This window comes from Pseudomonas tumuqii, assembly GCF_013184545.1.
Taxonomy (GTDB): domain Bacteria; phylum Pseudomonadota; class Gammaproteobacteria; order Pseudomonadales; family Pseudomonadaceae; genus Aquipseudomonas; species Aquipseudomonas tumuqii.
This window is the reverse complement of sequence record NZ_JAAOJA010000005.1, coordinates 248,811-268,142: the sequence shown is the minus strand read 5'-3', so window position 1 is coordinate 268,142 and position 19,332 is coordinate 248,811. Positions and strand designations below refer to the sequence as shown.

18 protein-coding genes are annotated in these 19,332 nt (G+C 65.7%); 11 read left to right on the top strand and 7 right to left on the bottom strand.

The features are described 5' to 3' along the window. Window positions 1-139: 139 nt before the first annotated feature. A complete protein-coding gene (gene polA / locus G9C89_RS12145) occupies window positions 140-2,953 on the bottom strand; it encodes a DNA polymerase I (RefSeq protein WP_172148196.1) in 2,814 nt (937 codons plus the stop codon). A 74-nt stretch (window positions 2,954-3,027) separates the two neighbouring features. On the opposite strand from polA, the gene G9C89_RS12140 reads away from it, so the two are divergent. Both G9C89_RS12140 and G9C89_RS12135 read left to right on the top strand, forming a co-directional pair. Further along, window positions 3,028-3,312, top strand: a complete 285-nt coding sequence (locus G9C89_RS12140) for a DUF2782 domain-containing protein (RefSeq protein WP_172148194.1) — start codon at window positions 3,028-3,030, stop codon at window positions 3,310-3,312. A gap of 30 nt (window positions 3,313-3,342) precedes the next feature. After that, the gene (locus G9C89_RS12135) at window positions 3,343-4,293 is read left to right on the top strand and encodes a homoserine kinase (protein WP_172148192.1); all 951 of its coding nucleotides are present in this window, start codon (window positions 3,343-3,345) and stop codon (window positions 4,291-4,293) included. A 19-nt stretch (window positions 4,294-4,312) separates the two neighbouring features. Here G9C89_RS12135 and G9C89_RS12130 read toward each other — a convergent pair whose 3' ends face one another. Together G9C89_RS12130 and G9C89_RS12125 are read right to left on the bottom strand one after the other, a co-directional pair. Next, entirely contained in the window at window positions 4,313-4,999 is a 687-nt protein-coding gene (locus tag G9C89_RS12130) for a TSCPD domain-containing protein (RefSeq protein WP_172148190.1), read from the bottom strand. Between the two features lie 53 nt (window positions 5,000-5,052). Further along, the gene (locus tag G9C89_RS12125; protein WP_172148188.1) at window positions 5,053-7,194 is read right to left on the bottom strand and encodes an adenosylcobalamin-dependent ribonucleoside-diphosphate reductase; all 2,142 of its coding nucleotides are present in this window, start codon (window positions 7,192-7,194) and stop codon (window positions 5,053-5,055) included. Between the two features lie 469 nt (window positions 7,195-7,663). Here G9C89_RS12125 and G9C89_RS12120 point away from each other — a divergent pair, with 469 nt between their 5' ends. Next, window positions 7,664-9,001, top strand: a complete 1,338-nt coding sequence (locus G9C89_RS12120) for a ferredoxin reductase family protein (RefSeq protein ID WP_172148178.1) — start codon at window positions 7,664-7,666, stop codon at window positions 8,999-9,001. 201 nt (window positions 9,002-9,202) lie between these two features. On the opposite strand, the gene G9C89_RS12115 is transcribed toward G9C89_RS12120, so the two are convergent. Next, window positions 9,203-9,922, bottom strand: a complete 720-nt coding sequence (locus G9C89_RS12115) for a class I SAM-dependent methyltransferase (RefSeq protein WP_172148174.1) — start codon at window positions 9,920-9,922, stop codon at window positions 9,203-9,205. 294 nt (window positions 9,923-10,216) lie between these two features. Continuing rightward, window positions 10,217-11,176 (bottom strand): zinc ABC transporter substrate-binding protein ZnuA, encoded by a 960-nt coding sequence (gene znuA, locus G9C89_RS12110; protein ID WP_172148173.1) that lies wholly within the window; start codon window positions 11,174-11,176, stop codon window positions 10,217-10,219. Between the two features lie 66 nt (window positions 11,177-11,242). Between znuA and G9C89_RS12105 the strand changes: the two genes are divergently transcribed. The 7 genes from G9C89_RS12105 to G9C89_RS12075 all read left to right on the top strand — a co-directional run bounded on the left by G9C89_RS12105 (window position 11,243) and on the right by G9C89_RS12075 (window position 17,086). Further along, a complete protein-coding gene (locus G9C89_RS12105; RefSeq protein ID WP_172148171.1) occupies window positions 11,243-11,728 on the top strand; it encodes a Fur family transcriptional regulator in 486 nt (161 codons plus the stop codon). Further along, a complete protein-coding gene (gene znuC, locus G9C89_RS12100) occupies window positions 11,725-12,531 on the top strand; it encodes a zinc ABC transporter ATP-binding protein ZnuC (RefSeq protein WP_172148169.1) in 807 nt (268 codons plus the stop codon). The genes G9C89_RS12105 and znuC overlap by 4 nt, the downstream gene beginning before the upstream one ends. Then, window positions 12,524-13,312 (top strand): zinc ABC transporter permease subunit ZnuB, encoded by a 789-nt coding sequence (znuB, locus tag G9C89_RS12095; protein ID WP_172148167.1) that lies wholly within the window; start codon window positions 12,524-12,526, stop codon window positions 13,310-13,312. Before znuC ends, znuB begins: the two co-directional genes overlap by 8 nt. A 219-nt stretch (window positions 13,313-13,531) precedes the next feature. Further along, entirely contained in the window at window positions 13,532-14,365 is an 834-nt protein-coding gene (locus tag G9C89_RS12090; RefSeq protein ID WP_172148165.1) for a hypothetical protein, read from the top strand. Between the two features lie 171 nt (window positions 14,366-14,536). Next, on the top strand, window positions 14,537-15,544 hold the full coding sequence (locus G9C89_RS12085) for a methionine ABC transporter ATP-binding protein (protein ID WP_172148163.1): 1,008 nt from the start codon (window positions 14,537-14,539) through the stop codon (window positions 15,542-15,544). Continuing rightward, window positions 15,544-16,230 (top strand): methionine ABC transporter permease, encoded by a 687-nt coding sequence (locus tag G9C89_RS12080; protein ID WP_172148161.1) that lies wholly within the window; start codon window positions 15,544-15,546, stop codon window positions 16,228-16,230. Before G9C89_RS12085 ends, G9C89_RS12080 begins: the two co-directional genes overlap by 1 nt. A 79-nt stretch (window positions 16,231-16,309) precedes the next feature. Next, window positions 16,310-17,086: a MetQ/NlpA family ABC transporter substrate-binding protein gene (locus G9C89_RS12075; RefSeq protein ID WP_172148159.1), complete on the top strand. Its 777-nt coding sequence runs from the start codon at window positions 16,310-16,312 to the stop codon at window positions 17,084-17,086. A 179-nt stretch (window positions 17,087-17,265) separates the two neighbouring features. Here G9C89_RS12075 and G9C89_RS12070 read toward each other — a convergent pair whose 3' ends face one another. After that, window positions 17,266-18,129 (bottom strand): LysR substrate-binding domain-containing protein, encoded by an 864-nt coding sequence (locus G9C89_RS12070; RefSeq protein WP_172148157.1) that lies wholly within the window; start codon window positions 18,127-18,129, stop codon window positions 17,266-17,268. 110 nt (window positions 18,130-18,239) lie between these two features. Here G9C89_RS12070 and G9C89_RS12065 point away from each other — a divergent pair, with 110 nt between their 5' ends. Next, entirely contained in the window at window positions 18,240-18,665 is a 426-nt protein-coding gene (locus G9C89_RS12065; protein WP_172148155.1) for a VOC family protein, read from the top strand. Between the two features lie 23 nt (window positions 18,666-18,688). Here G9C89_RS12065 and G9C89_RS12060 read toward each other — a convergent pair whose 3' ends face one another. Beyond that, a complete protein-coding gene (locus G9C89_RS12060) occupies window positions 18,689-19,324 on the bottom strand; it encodes an SCO family protein (protein ID WP_172148153.1) in 636 nt (211 codons plus the stop codon). Window positions 19,325-19,332 lie beyond the last annotated feature (8 nt).

Here is a 19,332-nt window from a genome sequence, read left to right as displayed (position 1 = left end):
AAAGGCAAAGTTCAGTGGCGTCTTAGAATCTATTGGTCATAAAGCATCTGTCCTTGATGCCTGGCGGTTTTAAAAGCCGGCAACCCAGGCCGCGGCCGTCCCCCATCCGTTGCCTGATTCTCCCGGCCAAACCGCGGTTTTAGTGCGCCTCGTCCCAGTTATCGCCCACACCCACTTCCACCAGCAGCGGCACAGCCAGTTCGGCCGCACCGCTCATCAGCTGCTTGATCCGCTCGCGCACCTGCTCGAGCAGGTCTTCGCGCACCTCCAGCACCAGTTCATCGTGCACCTGCAGGATCACCTTGGCATCCAGCCCCGATTCGCTCAGCCAGTTGTCCACCGCGATCATCGCGCGCTTGATGATGTCCGCGGCGGTGCCCTGCATGGGCGCGTTGATCGCGGTACGTTCGGCGCCTTTGCGCAGTCCCTGATTGCTCGAGCGGATCTCCGGCAGGTACAGGCGGCGGCCGAACAGGGTCTCGACATAGCCCTGCTCGGCGGCCTGCTCTCGGGTGCGCTCCATATAGGCGAGTACGCCCGGATAGCGGGCAAAGTAAACGTCGATATAGGCCTGCGCCTGCTTGCGATCGCAGCCGATCTGCTTGGCCAGGCCGAACGCGCTCATGCCGTAGATCAGGCCGAAGTTGATCGCCTTGGCACTACGCCGCTGATCGCCGCTGACGGCGTCCAGTGGCACGCCGAACACCTCGGCGGCGGTAGCACGGTGCACGTCGCGGTCATGGCGGAAGGCATCCAGCAGGCCTTCGTCCTGGGCCAGGTGGGCCATGATGCGCAGCTCGATCTGCGAGTAGTCCGCCGCCAGCAGCTTGTAGCCGGCGGGCGCGACGAACGCCTGGCGAATGCGCCGGCCCTCGGCAGTGCGGATCGGAATGTTCTGCAGGTTCGGGTCCGAGGACGACAAGCGCCCGGTGGCCGCCACCGCCTGGTGATAAGAGGTGTGGATGCGCCCGGTACGCGGGTTGATCTGCTCCGGCAGGCGGTCGGTGTAGGTGCTCTTGAGCTTGCTCAGGGTACGGTACTGCATCAGTACCTTGGGCAGCTCGAAGTCCTGCTCGGCCAGTTCGGCGAGTACCGCTTCGGCGGTGGATGCCTGGCCCTTGGCGGTCTTGCTGATGATCGGCAGGCCGAGCTTCTCGTAGAGGATCACCCCGAGCTGCTTGGGCGATGACAGGTTGAACTCCTCGCCGGCGATATCGAAGGCCTGACGCTCCAGCGCCACCAGCTTGTCGCCCAGCTCGACGCTGTGCTGGCCGAGCAGCTTGGCGTCGACCAGCGCCCCCTGGCGCTCGATCCGCGCCAGCACCGGCACCAGCGGCATCTCGATCTCGCGCAGGACCCTGGCCAGGCTCGGTTCGGCTTCCAGCTTGGCCCACAGGGCCTGGTGCAGGCGCAGGGTCACATCGGCGTCTTCCGCCGCATAAGGCCCGGCCAGTTCCAGGGCGATCTGGTCGAAGGTCAGCTGCTTGGCGCCCTTGCCGGCGATGTCCTCGAAGCGGATGGTGCTGTGGTCGAGGTATTTCAGCGCCAGGCTGTCCATGTCATGGCGGGTCGCCGTGGAGTCGAGCACGTAGGACTCGAGCATGGTGTCGAAGGCCACTCCCTGCACCGCGATGGGCGTCGAGGCATTGGCGAGGATATTGATGTCGTACTTGGCGTGCTGGCCGACCTTGGCCTTGCGCGGATCCTCGAGAATCGGCTTGAGCGCCGCCAGCACCTGGTCGCGATCGAGCTGCGCCGGCACGCCCATGTAGGAGTGGGCCAGCGGAATATAGGCGGCTTCACCAGCCGTGACCGCAAACGACAGGCCCACCAGCTGCGCCTTCTGCGCGTCGAGGCCGGTGGTTTCGGTGTCGAAGGCGATCAGCTCGGCGCCTCTGAGCTTCTCCAGCCAGCGATCGAACTGGGCCTGCTCGAGAATCGTCAGGTAGCCAGACGGGGTCGGGATGATCAGGGCCGGCTGCGCTGGCGGCGCAGCGCTGGCGGCCAGGCTAAACAGGTCGGCGGCCGGCGCCGCGGCGCCGGCGAGCTTGCCGCCCTTGGCGGCCTGGCCTTGGTTCTGGCGCAACAGCTCATCGCGCCAGCTCTTGAACTCCAGCTCGTCGTACAGCTCGATCAGCGTCGGCACATCAGCGGCGCCGGGATGCAGCGCGTCGATTTCCAGGTTCAGGGGCACGTCCAGCTTGATGGTCGCCAGCTCGTAGGACAGGTAGGCCATGTCGCGGTGCTCGGTGAGCTTGGCCGCCAGGGTCTTGGCCCCACGGATCGGCAGTCCGGCCACCTGGTCGAGGTTGGCGTAGATCACGTCGAGGCCGCCACCGATGCCGACCAGCAGACCCAGCGCGGTTTTCTCGCCGACCCCCGGCACCCCCGGAATGTTGTCGACCTTATCGCCCATCAGCGCCAGGTAGTCGATGATCAGCTCAGGACCGACACCGAATTTCTCTTTCACGCCATCGATGTCATAGACGCTACCGGTCATGGTGTTGACCAGCGTAACGTGCGGGCAGACCAGCTGGGCCATGTCCTTGTCGCCGGTGGAAATCACCACGTCGCGACCTTCGCCGGCGCATTGGCGGGCCAGGGTGCCGATCACGTCATCGGCTTCGACGTTGTCGACGCAGAGCAGCGGAAAGCCCAGCGCCTTGACGCTGGCGTGCAACGGTTCGACCTGCACGCGCAGATCGTCGGGCATCGACGGCCGATTGGCCTTGTACTCGGCGAACAGCGCATCGCGGAAGGTGCCGCCCTTGGCGTCGAACACCACCGCGAAGGGGCTATCGGGATACTGCTTGCGCAGGCTTTTGAGCATGTTCAGCACGCCCTTCACCGCCCCGGTGGGCAAGCCCCTGGAGGTGGTCAGCGGCGGCAGGGCATGGAAGGCGCGGTAGAGGTACGAGGAACCGTCGACCAGGACGAGAGGGGCTTGGCTCATGAGCAGGATCAACCTTTTCGGCGGGGGCGGCGTTAGAATGACCGCACCATTGAAAACAAAGGGACAAGGTTATCATGCGCACACTCAATAGCTTGTTGCTGGCCAGCCTGTTGGCTGTCGCTTCGCTCGCCGCCTATGCCGATGATGCGCCGTCCGCCGATCCGGACGTGACCATCCGCCAGGAAGGCGACAAGACCATCGAGGAATACCGGGTCAACGGCTTCCTCTATGCAATCAAAATCACCCCCAAGACCGGCAAACCTTACTTTCTGGTGCGCGCCGACGGCAGTGACGGCAACTTCGTCCGTTCGGACTCTCCGGACATGCTGATTCCGGCCTGGGAAATTTTTAAATGGTAAGGCAGCACATGTTAAGTCGGCGGTTCTGATATGTCGGTATTCACCCCCCTGGAGCGTCACGAGTTGGAAGCCTTTCTCGCGCCCTATGGCCTGGGTCGCCTGCGCGACTTCCAGGGCATCGTCGCGGGCAGCGAGAACAGCAACTTCTTCGTCAGCCTGGAACAGGGCGAGTTCGTCCTGACCCTGATCGAGCGCGGCCCCAGCGCCGACCTGCCGTTCTTTATCGAACTGCTCGATGTCCTGCATGAGGCCGGCCTGCCGGTGCCCTATGCCCTGCGCACCGAGAGCGGTGAAGCGCTGCGCAGCCTGGCGGAGAAGCCGGCGCTGTTGCAGCCGCGCCTGCCGGGCAAGCACGTCAGCCTGGCCAACCCGCATCATTGCCAGGAAGTCGGCAACCTGCTGGCGCACATTCACCTGGCCACCCGCGCACATGTGCTGGAACGGCAGAGCGATCGCGGCCTGGACTGGATGCTCGAAGAGGGGCCGAGCCTGGCGCTGAAACTGCCGGAGACGCAATTGCCGCTGCTGCGCGATGCCCTGGCGGAGATCCATGCGCTCAAGCCGCGCATCCTCGCCTTGCCGCGGGCCAACCTGCACGCCGACCTGTTCCGCGACAACGTGCTGTTCGACGGCAATCACCTGGCCGGCGTGATCGACTTCTACAACGCCTGTGCCGGCCCGATGCTCTACGACCTGGCGATCGCCCTGAATGACTGGTGCTCGGACGCCGATGGCAGTCTCGATCCGCACCGTGCCCAGGCCCTGCTCGGCGCCTATGCCAGCCTGCGCCCCTTCACCCCGGCCGAGGCCGAACTGTGGCCGGCCATGCTGCGCATCGCCTGCGTGCGCTTCTGGCTGTCGCGGCTGATCGCCGCCGACTCCTTCGCCGGTCAGCAAGTGCTGATCCACGACCCCGGCGAGTTCCAGCACCGCCTGCTGCATCGCCAGCAGGTCGAGGTGGCGCTGCCGTTCGCCCTGTAACGGCCCCTAGGGTGCTGCCTCAACCACAGCGCGAATAACCGCAATTCAAGCAGGTGGCGCAACCTTCCAGGTGCACCACCGCCTGGGTCTGGCACTTGCTGCACAGCTGCGCACCGGGCGGGAAGCCCTCGCCCGGCTCCACCGCGCTGGCGTCCTGGCTGGCCTGGTAGACCGCCCACTTCTGCGCCAGCAAGCGGCGTTGCCCTTCATCCAGTTCGTGGCCCTTGAGCAGGCCGATGGCGGTCAGGTGGCGCTCCAGCACCGCGCCGATCTCGGCCACCAGCGACGGCATGTAGACGCCGCCGCGCTTGAGGTAGCCGCCGCGCGGATCGAACACCGCCTTCAGCTCCTCGACCAGGAAGGTGCAGTCGCCGCCCTTGCGGAACACCGCCGACATGATCCGGGTCAGCGCCACTATCCACTGGAAATGCTCCATGCCCTTGGAGTTGATGAATATCTCGAACGGCCGGCGCTGCTCGTGGGGCGTGCCGGCGTTGAGGACTATGTCGTTGATGGTGACGTAGAGCGCATGCTCGAACAGCGGCGACTTGATCTTGTAGGTGACGCCGAACAGGCTCTCCGGGCGCTGCAGGGTCTCGTCCATCTGCACCGGCACCGGCGTCTCGGCGGCGGCCGCGCGCTGCATCGCCTCGACCTCGTCGATCACCTGGAAACCCTTGATGCGCTGCTCGATCTTCACCACCATGACCCGCTCCCTGCGGGTGGCCGGCCACCGCTGAAGCGGCGCGGCAAACCCGCTCAATACTTGCCGTAATAGCCTTCCTTCAAAGCCTCGAACAGGTTGGCGGCGCTGTGCACCTCACCGTCGTACTCGACCTCCTCGTTGCCCGCCAGCTCCACCAGGCTGCCGTCCTCCAGCTCGAAGCGATAGCGGGTGCGCGCCAGGTCCGCCTCCTTGACCAGCACGCCCTGGAACGCCGCCGGGTTGAAGCGAAAGGTGGTGCAACCCTTGAGACCCTGGCGCCAGGCGTAACGGTAGATGTCCTTGAACGCCGCAAAGGGGTAATCGGCGGGCACGTTGGCGGTCTTGGAGATCGACGAGTCGACCCACTTCTGCGCCGCGGCCTGGATGTCCACATGCTCGCTGGGGCTGATGTCCTCGCTACTGACGAAGTAGTCCGGCAGCCGCTCGGCCGGGTCCTCCGCGCCGGGCCGGGCGCGCGGGTTGACCCGCGCGCGGTAGGCCAGCAGCTCGTAGCTGAGCACCTCGACCCGATCCTTGGCCTTGCGCCCGGCGCGGATCAGGTTGCGCGAATAGCGCTGGGCGAAGCTCGGTTCGATGCCGTTGGAGGCGTTGTTGGCCAGGCTCAGGCTGATGGTCCCGGTCGGGGCGATGGAGCTGTGGTGGGTGAAACGCGCGCCGCGCTCGGCCAGCGCCGCCACCAGTTGCGGCGCATGCTCGGCCAGGTGCTGCATGTAGCGCGAATACTTGGCGTGCAGCACCCGGCCCGGCAGGCGGTCGCCGACCTGATGGCCGTCGGCGACCATCTCCGGGCGCTGACGCAGCATCGCCGCGGTCACCTCGAACTCCTCGGCCAGCAGCGGCGCCGGGCCTTTCTCCTCGGCCAGCTCCAGGCCCACCTGCCAGCCGGTCAGGGCCATCTCGCGCGCCACCTCCTCGGTGAACGCGCAGGCCTGCGGGCTGCCATAGCGCAGCTTGAGCAGCGCCAATGCCGAACCCAGGCCGAGAAATCCCATGCCATGCCGGCGCTTGGCGAAGATCTCGGCACGCTGCGCTGCCAGCGGCAGGCCGTTGATCTCCACCACGTTGTCCAGCAGGCGGGTGAAGATGCGCACCACGCGGCGGAACCTGTCCCAATCGAAGCGCGCGTCGGCGGCGAACGGCGCCTCGACGAAGGCGGTCAAGTTGAGCGAACCGAGCAGGCAGGCGCCATAGGGCGGCAGGGGCTGTTCACCGCACGGATTGCTTGCGCGGATGTCCTCGCACCACCAGTTGTTGTTCTGCTGATTAACCCGGTCGATGAGGATAAAGCCCGGCTCGCCGTAGTCGTAGGTGGCCGCCATCAGCGCATCCCACAGCTCACGGGCAGGCAGCGTGGCGTAGACCTTGCAGGCCACCAGGCCGTCTTCGCGCACGCAATAGCCGTCGTGCAGCGGCCAGTCGCGCCAGCGCACCTGGGCCGGATCGTCGAGATCCAGCGCTGCGCGCTCCTTGGCATGCAGCGGGAACAGCAGCGGCCAGTCGGCGTCGGCCTCCACCGCGCGCATGAAGTCGTCGCCGACCAGCAGGCTCAGGTTGAACTGGCGCAGCCGGCCGTCCTCGCGCTTGGCGGCGATGAACGCGCGCACATCCGGGTGGGCGATATCGAAGGTGGCCATCTGCGCCCCACGGCGACCGCCGGCCGAGCTGATGGTGAAACACATCTTGTCGAAGATATCCATGAACGACAGCGGCCCGCTGGTCTGCGCCCCGGCGCCGGAAACCAGGGCGCCACGCGGGCGCAGGGTGGAGAACTCGTAGCCGATGCCGCAGCCGGCCTTGAGCGTCAGCCCGGCCTCGACCAGCTTGCCGAGGATGTCCTCCATGGAATCGGCGAGGGTGCCGGAGACCGTGCAGTTGATGGTCGAGGTCGCCGGCTTGTAGGCCTCGGCACCGGCATTGGCGACGATCCGCCCGGCAGGAATCGCGCCATTGCGCAGCGCCCAGAGAAACTCCGCATACCAATGCTCGCGCAGCGGCGGCGCCTCCACCTCGGCCAGGGCCCGGGCGATGCGCTGCCAGGTGCCATCGATATCGGCATCCAGCGGCTTGCCGTCACGATCGCGCAGGCAGTACTTCTGCGCCCAGATATCCAGCGCCGCCGCCTGCAGGGCAATCCCCGCGGCCGCCGCCGAACCGCCCGCCGCGCGCTTGGCCATCTTCCGTCCTCCTGCCGCCGAGGTGATAAGAGCGAATCCTGCCTTTCACCTTAGCAGCCCCTGCAGACACCACGCCGCCCGGCGAGTGTGGGCGCATGGATGGTAGTCGGCGGGCGCTGCTATGGGTGGCAGGGAAGGCGAAGAGCAGTCATCAGACAACCTGAATCCCTGGTCAGGCAGACGGCCGGATGTGACTATCTCCGCGAGGCCGATGGCCAACGCCGACCTCCTGTCGCGATGATCGGAGGCCATGGTGCCCTCTTCCCCGATCCGCAAACCTTGCCCGCCAATCGATCCCGGCGGCCATCCGCTGCGGGCTGGATTCGGCCGCCCCGAACCTTTGCAGGTGTCACCTTGCTGTGTGATTAATTGACCTGCAGCAGTGTTTTTATCGTTCGGGCGAAAACTTGTTCTGCGGTGGCTATTTTTGCTTGAGCATGTCCACCGTAGCCTTACCGCAGAGTCCGAAATGAAGAACATCAAGATAACCTTGTGGGCGTTGCTGATAGGGCTAACCCTGCTATGGGCACTGGCAGAGACCGTCCTGCCGAAGCCGCTGACCTATTTCTCGCTGCGTGCGGTGCTAGTGCAATACACCGGAGTCATCGCGATGGCGGCCATGAGCGTGGCAATGATGCTGGCGGTGCGCCCGCGCCGCCCCGAACCGCTGCTTGGCGGACTGGACAAGATGTACCGGTTGCACAGGTGGCTAGGCATCAGCGTGCTGGTGTTTGCCAGCGTGCACTGGGTCTGGGCCAAGGGGACCAAGTGGGCGGTCGGCTGGGGCTGGCTGAGCAAACCGGTCAAGGGGCGCGGTGCCGGCCCGGAACTTGGCACCATTGAGCAGTTGCTGCGCAGCCAGCGCGGGTTGGCCGAGACCCTCGGCGAGTGGGCGTTCTACGCTGCCGGGGTGCTGATCATCCTGGCGCTGGTCAAGCGCTTCCCCTACCGCTGGTTCGCCAAGACCCACATCATCCTGGCCGCGCTCTACCTGGTGCTGGTGTTCCACACTGTGGTGCTGGTCAAGTTCGCCTACTGGTCCGAGCCGGTCGGCATAGTCACCGCCCTGCTGCTGGTCGGTGGCACCCTGGCGGCGTTCCAGGCGTTGTTCAAACGCATCGGAGCCCGGCGCAAGGTTCAAGGTGAAATACAAACCCTGATTCAGTACCCGGAACTGAACGTGCTGGAAACCCACATCGCACTGCAAGCGGGCTGGCCCGGGCACAAGGCCGGTCAGTTCGCCTTCGTCACCTCGTCTGAATCGGAAGGCGCGCACCCTTATACCATCGCCTCGGCCTGGAACCCGCCGCAAACGCAGATCAGCTTCATCACCAAAGCCCTGGGCGACCACACCAGCCGACTGCCGCAGACCCTGCACGTGGGCGACCTGGTGACGGTGGAAGGGCCATACGGCTGTTTCACCTTCGAAGACCAGAACCAGCGGCAGATCTGGATCGGTGCCGGCATCGGTATCACGCCCTTTGTGGCGCGGCTCAAGCAACTGGCGCTGGAGCCTGATCGTCAGCACAACATCGATCTGTTCCATCCTTCCGGCGAGTACTCACCCCAAGCCATTGATAAGTTGCGTGCCGATGCGACCGCCGCGGGGGTCAGGTTGCACCTGTTGGTGGCCGGCCAGAACGGCCGCCTCAGTGGCGAACGCCTACGCAAGGAAATTCCGGACTGGCAGGATGCCAGCGTCTGGTTCTGCGGACCTACGGGCTTTGGCCAGTCCCTGCGCGATGATCTGGTGGCCCATGGTCTGAAGCCGGAAGACTTCCATCAGGAATTGTTCCAGATGCGTTAAGCACCATTCCAGGGGCCATTCAGTCGGAACAACAGGGCCGCGATATTGATGATACGCAGCGTCAGCCTGGGCCGTTTGCAGCCATTCGCATCAAACCGGCACAACCACATTGGTTGTGTCCCTGGGCAGGGGGCTCTCTGCGCACACAGAGCTTGCCGCCCTTAAGCACCGGCCAGGCGCGCCCAACGACTCCAGCGGCGTTCAGGTCGCCCTGAAATTGCAGGTCAGGTAGCGATTGCTGAAGCCGTAGCGCAGCATCGAGCGCAGGCGCAGCAGCAGGTACGCAGGATGCTTGCGGTAGTACTGCAGCACGGCGTTGCCCACCCCTTCGGAGCGGTGCTGCTTGATCGGGCGTTTGACGAACAAGCCCTTGAATTGCCACCTCTGGATCTGCTCGAAAGACTGGTCCGGGTGCAAACCATGGCGGCGGAACAGGGCGAGGAACGAGGCTTTGCTGAAGTCATGCAGGTGGTGCGGGTTGCCGTCCAGGGTCGGGGTGATGGGCACCGAGGCGATCACCTGGCCCTGCTCGGCCAACAGCGCGGCATAGTTGGCGACCAGGAGCCGCGGGTTTGGCAGGTGCTCGATGGTTTCCAGGCTGATGATGCTGTCGAAGCGCGGCTCGGCGCTGAAGCTCTGGGCATCGGCACAGCGGTAGCTGAGGTTGGGCAGGCGGTAGTGCTGCTCGGCATAGGCGATGGCGGCCGGGTCGATGTCCACCCCCAGCACAATCTTGTCCGGGTGCAACTCGGCCAGCAAGGCGGTGCCGTAGCCGCAACCACAGGCCATGTCGAGAATGCGCTCGCCGCTCAGGCAGGCCGCGGCGAACCGATAACGCTGCAGATGGATGCGCAGGGTGTTCTGGTCGTCGACATTGTTCTGGTCGAGTTGCTTGGGGTAGATGCGTTCAATGGTCAGCATGCGGGCCTTCCCTGGTGAACCAGCGACAGCGCTGATAACGCCTGACTATAGGCCAGTGCAGGCACTGGATATAGCGCTCGACCGATAAGACTGTTGCACCCTGGTGGCGGACCGATGCGCCGTGATCCAGCCGACCAAGGGTTGCGGGTTTGCACGGTTACGGGATGGGGCCGCGCGCAGGTGAGCATCGGCCGCCTTGATGGATTATCAGCCAGCCCTGGATCCCGCCGCCAAAGCCGGTCACGGCCCGAGTCCGCCGCCGACGTCAGCCGACATGCCCCTGATTGCGCAGGCTTACAGGGCGCCCAGGCACTCGACCAGGCCATTGGCCAGGTTGTCCAGCAGGGTCTCGTAGCCGTTGCCATCCACTGCCAGCGCGCCGCCCATGGTGTCCAGTTCGGCCAGGGTCACCGGCAGGCCGGCGGTCAGGGTCTCGGCCAGGCGTGGGCGCAGCGGCGGTTCGCTGAACACGCAGGCCGGGCCGGCCTGCTGCAGGCGGGTGCGCATGGCGGCGACATGCCGCGCGCCGGGCTGCACTTCGCTGGCCACGCTGAACACCCCGGCATGCTGGAGGCCGTAGGCGGCCTCGAAGTAGTCGTAGGCCTCGTGGAAGACGAAGTAGGGCTTGCCGGCCAGGCCGCCCAGGCGGGCTTGCAAACGCTGGTCGAGAGCCTCCAGGCGGGCGCCGAAGGCGGCCAGGTTGGCCTGATAACGCGCGGCGTTGGCCGGGTCGGCACCGCTCAGGTCGGCGGCCATGCGCGTGGCGATCACCCGCGCATTGGCCGGCAGCAGCCAGAGGTGCGCATCCAGGGCACCGGGACGGTGGGCCTGATCATGCTCGTGCTCGTCGGCGACCTCCTGGCCATGCTCGTCATGGGCCTGGTCGTGGTCATCGTCCTCGGCATGGCTGTCGCCGAAGTGGCGCAGGTGCATGCCGGGCAGGTCCTGCACGGCGACGCTCGGCTGGCTGCGACCGGCCAGCACCCGCGGCAGGAAGCTTTCCAGGTCGGGGCCGATCCAGTACAGCAGCGCCACGTCGCGCACCCGCCGCACATCGGAGGGACGCAGCGCGTAGTGGTGCGGCGAGGCGCCGGGTGGCAGCAGCACTGCGGGGCTGCCGACACCGTCCTGCACGGCCGCGGCGATCAGCTGCAACGGCTTGATGCTGGTCAGCACGCGCACCTCGGCAAGGGCGGCAGGGCTGGTGAGAAAAACGGCGCAGAACAGACTGACAGCAGAAAAAAGACGCAACACGGAGGGCACTCGGACTGGAAGGAACGGGTAATATAATAACGTCTCCAGTCTCCGCCGTCCCTGCCCATGACTCAGCCACCGCTCGCCTCACGTCCCCACGACCATTCCCACTGCGTCAGCCATGCCCTGGCCGAGGCCGAAAGCATCTGCACACAGCAGGGGCTGCGCCTGACCGCCCTGCGCAAACGCGTGCTGGAGCTGGTCTGGCAGAGCCACAAGCCGCTCGGCGCCTACGACATCCTCGCCGTGTTGAGCGAACAGGACGGCCGCCGCGCCGCGCCGCCGACCGTGTATCGGGCGCTGGATTTTCTCCTGGAAAACGGCCTGGTGCACCGCATCGCCTCGCTCAACGCCTTCGTCGGCTGCAGTCACCCGACCCATGCCCATCAGGGCCAGTTCCTGATCTGCCGCAGTTGTCACGCGGCCATCGAACTGGAGCACGCGGCGATCAGCGCAGCGATCGTCAGTGGCGCGCAGAGCGTCGGTTTCGTGGTCGAAGGGCAGACCGTGGAAGTGGTCGGCCTCTGTGCGGGCTGCCAGGAGGCCGCATGAGCGATGCGCTGATTCGCCTCGACGGGATTGGCGTCAGCTTCCGCGGCCAGAGCGTGCTGCAGGATGTGCAGCTGAGCGTCAAACCCGGCGAGATCGTCACCCTGATCGGCCCCAACGGCGCCGGCAAGACCACCCTGGTGCGCACCGTGCTCGGCCTGCTCAAGCCCGATAGCGGCAGCGTCTGGCGCAAGCCGAAACTACGCATCGGCTATATGCCGCAGAAACTCCATGTCGATGCCACCCTGCCCCTCAGCGTGCTGCGTTTTCTGCGCCTGGTGCCCGGCGTCGATCGCGCCAGCGCCCAGGCGGCGCTGGCCGAAGTCGGCGCCAGCCAGGTGATCGACAGCCCCTTGCAGAGCATTTCCGGCGGCGAACTGCAGCGCGTGCTGCTGGCCCGTGCCCTGCTGCGCGAGCCGCAGTTGCTGGTGCTCGACGAGCCGGTGCAGGGCGTCGACGTCAGCGGCCAGGCCGAGCTGTACCGCCTGATCACCCAGTTGCGCGACCGCCATGGTTGCGGCGTGCTGATGGTGTCCCACGACCTGCACCTGGTGATGAGCACCACCGACCAGGTGGTCTGCCTCAATCGGCATGTCTGCTGTTCCGGCCACCCCGAGCAGGTCAGCTTTGATCCGGCCTTCGTCGAACTGTTCGGCCAGGACGCCAAGAGCCTGGCGATCTACCACCACCACCACGACCACGAGCACGACCTGCATGGCGCCGTGGTCAGCGAACCGAGCGCCGGCCTGAACATCCAGGGCCCGCTGCAACCCCATGTACACGGAGATGGCTGCAAGCATGGCTGACTTTCTGCTCAACGCCCTGCTCGCCGGCCTGGCCCTGGCGATGGTCGCCGGCCCGCTCGGCTCCTTCGTGGTCTGGCGGCGCATGGCCTATTTCGGCGACACCCTGTCGCATGCCGCACTGCTCGGCGTCGCCCTCGGCCTGATGCTCGACGTCAGCCCGACCCTGGCGGTGACGGTCGGCTGCGTGCTGCTGGCGGTGCTGCTGGTGACCCTGCAGACCCGCCAGCCGCTGGCCTCGGACACCCTGCTCGGCATCCTCGCCCACAGCACCCTGTCGCTCGGGCTGGTGGTGCTGAGCTTCATGAAGGACGTGCGCATCGACCTGATGGGCTACCTGTTCGGCGACCTGCTGGCCGTCGGCCCCGGCGACCTGGCCTGGATTCTCGGCGGCAGCGCCCTGGTGCTGGTGCTGCTGGCGCTGCTCTGGCGACCGCTGCTGGCAATCACCGTGCACGAGGAACTGGCCCGGGTCGAAGGCCTGCCGGTGGCGGCGATCCGCCTGAGCCTGATGCTGCTGATCGCCGTGGTGATCGCCGTGGCGATGAAGATCGTCGGCGTGCTGCTGATCACCTCCTTGCTGATCATTCCCGCCGCCGCCGCCCAGCGCCACGCGCGCACCCCGGAACAGATGGCGTTTGGCGCCAGCCTGCTGGGCATAGTCGCGGTGTGCGGCGGCCTCAGCCTATCGTGGTTCCAGGACACCCCGGCCGGACCCTCGATCGTGGTGTCGGCCGCCAGCCTGTTCCTGCTCAGCTTCGCCTGGCCGCGGCGCACGGCCTAAGGCGGACCGCGCCGCGGCGGCAGGACAGCACTCATCCTGTAGGAGCGGCGGGGACGCCTAGTCCCATGGCCGCGATGAGCCTACTCACGCAGAGCGTGGGTACGCTCAGATTCCCCGGATTGCATCCGCAATCCACCGACCCATCGCAGCAAGGTTTGGTTGCGCCCGGCCCGGCGGTGTAGAATTGCACGTTTTTTGCCCGACATGAGACTCGCAGTAATGATCTCGTTCGCCTCACGTTGTCTTTCCATCCTTGCTCTTGCGCTGCTGTTGGCTGCGTGCCAGAGCACGTCGCAGGAGCCCGGCGCGGCCACCGACGAGCTGCTCGGCGACTTTCGCCTGCTCGAACAGAGCCTGGCCAGCGGCCAGTTGAGCGAAGCCGAAAGCCGGCTCAACGCCCTGCAGTTGCGCGCCAGCGACGACGCCCGCCTGGAGGTCTATCAGCGCCAGCTGGCCGAGGCCTATCTGCAGCAGGGACAAACTGCCCTGCAGACCGGCGATCTGGACCGTGCGGCCAAGGCCCTCAGCCAGGCGCGCCAGCTGATGCCGCAGGCTCCCGCGCTGACCACCGGGCTGGGCGGCGCGATTGCCCAGGTTCGGCAAACCGAGCTGGATGCGGCGGATCTTGCGAGCACCGCCGCCGAACAGGCAGCCGCCCAGGCCCAAGCCGCACGGGGTGAACAGGCGCGCCAATTGCGCCAGGCCGCCGCGCGTCAGGCAGCGGCGCTCAGGGCGATCCAGTTGCCCGAAGAGACGCCGGCGCCGCCCGCCCAACTGATCGACCCGGCCGCCCCCAGCAGCATGATTGCCCTGCCGATGCTGGACAGCCGGGACAACCAGGGTCTCTACCGTCTGCTCGATACGGTCGCCGCGGAGGTGGTCAAGTGCCGCTGCACAGTGGCTATCCAGGTCCGCCAGGCCGGCGACTATCTGTGGCTCGCGCCGTTGCTCAAGGCGCGGATCGAACGTCTCGACCCAGACTTCAGCCCGGCCATGAGCCAGCGGCTCGAGCCCAACCAGACCCCGCAACTGTTGCTCAGCCCGCAACGCTAGCCCGGCAGCGGTCTGTCGCCACGACCTGCGCAGGCGCTTGGCCCTGCGCATGTACATGCGATCTGGCTATAACCATAGGTCTACAAAGATTTTTGCGGCCTAAAGAGTGCCGGGTAGACTAAGCGCCTTTATGCCTACCCGGCTGCTCGACAAACCCAAAAGGTTTAACGCGTGATCAACTTTCACCAAGTCCGCAAGGCGTATCGCGTCAACGGCCAAGATATCCCTGCCTTGCAGCCGAGCGACCTGCAGATCGCCCGTGGCGAAGTGTTCGGCATCATCGGTCATTCCGGTGCCGGCAAGAGCACCCTGTTGCGCCTGATCAACCGTCTGGAAGAGCCTTCCGGCGGCCGCATCCAGATCGACGGCGAAGACGTCACCGCGCTGGACGCGGCTGGCCTGCGACGCTTCCGCCAGCGGGTCGGGATGATCTTCCAGCACTTCAACCTGCTCTCGTCGAAGACCGTCGCCGCCAACGTCGCCCTGCCGCTGAAGCTGGCCGGGGTGCTGTCGCGCAGCGCCATGGAGACACGGGTGGCCGAACTGCTGGCGCGGGTCGGCCTCAGCGAACACGCCAACAAATACCCGGCACAGCTCTCCGGTGGACAGAAGCAGCGGGTCGGCATCGCCCGCGCCCTGGCCACCGAGCCGAAGATCCTGCTGTGTGACGAGGCCACCAGCGCCCTCGACCCGCAGACCACCGCCTCGGTACTGCAACTGCTGGCGCAGATCAACCGCGAGCTGAACCTGACCATCGTCCTGATCACCCACGAGATGGACGTGATCCGCCGGGTCTGCGACCGCGTGGCGGTGATGGACGCCGGCGTGATCGTCGAGATGGGCTCGGTGGCCGATGTCTTCCTGCATCCGCAGCACGCCACCACCAGACGCTTCGTCCAGGAAGCCGAGCAGGTCGACGAAGGCGAACTGCATGACGACTTCGCCCATGTCGCCGGACGCATCCTGCGCCTGACCTTCCAGGGCCAGGCCACCTACGCGCCGCTGCTCGGCAGCGTGGCGCGCGAGACCGGGGTGGATTACAGCATCCTCGCCGGGCGCATCGACCACATCAAGGACACCCCCTACGGCCAGCTGACCCTGGCCCTGACCGGCGGCGACCTGGACGCCGCGCTGGCGCGCCTCAAAGCCGCCGACGTGCACCTGGAGGTGCTGCGCTGATGGACGCCCTGACCCGTCTGCTGCACTCTTTGTTACCAAATGTCGATTGGGCGGAAATCGGCTACGCCAGCCTCGACACCCTGAGCATGCTCGGCGGCTCGCTGCTGTTCACCGTGATCCTCGGCCTGCCCCTGGGCGTGCTGCTGTTCCTCACCGGCCCGCGGCAGATGTTCGAGCAGAAGGCGCTGTACGGCGTGCTGTCGCTGCTGGTGAACATCCTGCGCTCGGTGCCCTTCGTCATCCTGCTGATCGTGATGATTCCCTTCACGGTGCTGGTCACCGGCACCTCGCTGGGCGTGGCCGGGGCCATCCCGCCGCTGGTGGTGGGCGCCACGCCGTTCTTCGCCCGCCTGGTGGAGACCGCGTTGCGCGAAGTCGATCGCGGCATCATCGAGGCGACCCAGGCGATGGGCGCAAGCACCCGCCAGATCGTGGTCAACGCCCTGCTGCCCGAGGCGCTGCCGGGCATCTTTGCCGCCGTGACGGTGACCGCCATCACCCTGGTGTCCTACACCGCCATGTCCGGCCTGATCGGCGGTGGCGGCCTCGGCGACCTGGCGGTGCGCTACGGCTACCAGCGCTACCAGCCCGACGTGATGCTGGTCACCGTGGTCCTGCTGCTGGTGCTGGTGCAGATTCTGCAAAGCGCCGGCGACAAGCTGGTGGTGCACTTCTCCAGAAAATAAACAGCACCCGCAAATAATTGCGCTTTATTGAATCGCGGCTATCCGCCGAATCCGCATCAATCCCACAAGGAGCTTCATGATGAAAAAATTGCTGACCGCCATCGCCGTCGTCGCTGCGTTTTCCAGCGCGGCCCAGGCCGAAACCCTGAGCGTGGCGGCCACCGCCGTACCCCACGCGGAAATCCTCGAGTTCGTCAAACCGGCCCTGGCCAAGGACGGCGTCGAGCTGAACGTCAAGGTCTTCACCGACTACGTGCAGCCCAACGTACAGGTCGCCGAGAAGCGCCTGGACGCCAACTTCTTCCAGCACCAGCCGTACCTCGACGAGTTCAACAAGAGCCGCGGCACCGAGCTGACCAGCGTCGTCGGCGTGCATGTCGAGCCTTTCGGTGCCTACTCGAGCACGATCAAGGACCTCAAGGATCTGCCGCAGGGTGCCAACGTGGTCATCCCCAACGACGCCACCAACGGCGGCCGCGCTCTGTTGCTGCTGCAGAAGGCCGGGATCATCACCCTCAAGGACGCCAGCAACATCCTCGCCACGCCGAAAGACATCGCCGAGAACCCGAAAGCGATCAAGCTGCGGGAACTGGAAGCAGCGACCCTGCCGCGCGTGCTGACCCAGGTCGACCTGGCATTGATCAACACCAACTATGCCCTGGAAGCCAAGCTCAACCCGACCGAGGATGCGCTGATCATCGAAGGCAGCGACTCGCCCTACGTCAACATCCTGGTCGCCCGCCCGGACAACAAGGACAGCGCCGCCATGCAGAAACTGGCCAAGGCGCTGAACAGCCCTGAAGTCAAAGCCTTCATCCTGGAGAAGTATCAGGGTGCGGTGGTACCAGCGTTCTAAGTTGTCGCTTTTCCGCTAGTCACACGAGCCCGCTCCCGCAGCGGGCTTTTTCTTGCCGCCTAGGTCGTGCGCACCAACTGTGTAGGGTGGATGACGCCTTTTTCATCCACCATCGCGATTTGGTGGATGGATAAAGCGTCATCCACCCTACGAGATCGCAAGCCGTGCAGATATAGGATCTACTTTGCCGTTTCGCGCAGGCAGTCGAGCAGACAGTCCAGCGCCGGCTGGCGCTGCGCCCGGCGCAGCACCGCGATCAGTTCGCGGTGGAAGGTCAGTTCGCCCAGTTCGAGTACCCGCAACTGGGTCGGGCGTTGCAGCCACAAGCCGGCGCGCGGGATCAGCGATACGCCGAGGCCGCACTCGACCATGCGCACGATGGCCTCCAGCTCGTCCAGTTCCAGCGCCTCGTGCACGCTCAGGCGCTGCTCGCGAAGGAACTGGCTGACCCGGCGGCCACCGAAAGAGCGGCGGTCGTAACGCACGAACGGCTGCTCGGCGAGGATCTGCAGCGGGTCCTCGCCGGCAACGCTCACGGGCGTGATCAGCACGAAGGGCTCGCGCGCCAGGCCGATTTGCAGCAGTTCCTTGGGCAACTCGAATGGCGGCTGGATCAGCAGCGCCAGGTCCAGTTCGCCCGCATCCACCCGGCTCAGCAGATCGAGCGACACGCCGGGCACCAGCTTCAGTTCGACCCGTGGCGCCAGTTCCCGAAAGCGCGGCAGGGCGTCGGGCAGCACGCCGGTCTGCACGCTGGCGATGGCGCCGACCCTCAACTCGCCCTGCCACTCGGCCGCCGCAGTCGGCAGGGCCATCTGTGCATAGAGCGCGAGCATCTGCTCGGCCAATGGCAGGGCATGCCGACCGGCGGCGTTGAGCAGCGCGGCACGGCCGCTACGGTCGAACAGCCGCACACCCAGGCCCTGCTCCAGCACGCGCATCTGCGCGCTGACCGCCGACTGGGTCAGGCCAACCTGCTGACCGGCGGCGGCGAAGGTGCCATGCCGGGCGACCATCACGAAGGTTCTCAATTCGCGCAACATCACCGCCCCGACTGATCAATTTTATTTGTGCTGACGAACAAGGATATTCGCTTTCAATCAGTATTACTGTTGCTGAGAATCAGCGGACATTGACCATCAGGAGTCTCGCCATGGCACTCGCCCCCTTCCACCTGGCCATTCCCGTCCACGACCTGGCTGCGGCCCGGCACTTCTACGGAGAGGTATTCGGCTGCGCCGAAGGCCGCAGCAGCGCGCACTGGGTGGACTTCGACTTCTTCGGCCACCAGTTGGTGATCCACCAGGCGCCGCAGATGGACTATCAAAGAGCCGCGCACAGCAACCCGGTGGACGGCCACGAGGTGCCGGTGCCGCATTTCGGTGTGGTGCTGGGCTGGGAAGATTGGCAGCAACTGGCCGAGCGCCTGAAGGCCAGGCACACCCGCTTCGTCATCGAACCCTATGTGCGCTTCGCGGGCCAGGTTGGTGAGCAGGCCACCCTGTTCCTCCTCGACCCCTGCGGCAACGCCCTGGAGTTCAAGGCGTTCAAGGATATTTCCCAGCTGTTCGCCCAATAGCGCCGGCGAGTGATTTTCATCGATCAATCCAGCGGATTGATCAAGCCCGGCAACTGTGCCGCCAGTTTTGCGTTGTTCAACGGCGCACGGATGAAGCCGCGCTGGGTGCCGTCCGGGCCGATGATCACCAGGTTGCCACTGTGGTCGACGGTATAGTTTTCCTTGCTGGTATCGGCCGGGATATAGGGAATGCTCAGCGCATTGGCGAACTTCTGCAGGGTGGCTTCCTCACCGGTCAGACCGATGAAGCCGGCATCGAAGTAGGCCAGGTATTTCTTCAACTGCTCCGGGGTGTCGCGGTTGGGGTCGACGCTGACCAGCACCACCCGCAGCTTGGCGCGGGTTTGCTCCGGTAGCTGGCCTTGCAGCTGGCGCAGTTGGGCGAGGGTGGCGGGGCAGATGTCCGGGCAGAAGGTGTAGCCGAAGAACAGCAGGCTCCACTGCTCCTTGAGCTGGTCGACCGCGACCGTCTGGCCGTCCTGATCGATCAGGCTCAGCTCGGGCAGCGTGCGGCTTTGCGGCAGCAGCACGATGCCGGCATCGAGCAGCGCGGTCGGGTCGTTCTGCCCTTTGCTGTTGAGCACTTTGTTGACGGTCAGGCCGAGCACCAGCGCGACTATGGCTACGAGAACGAAAACGGTGATCTGGGTACGGGTCATGACACCAA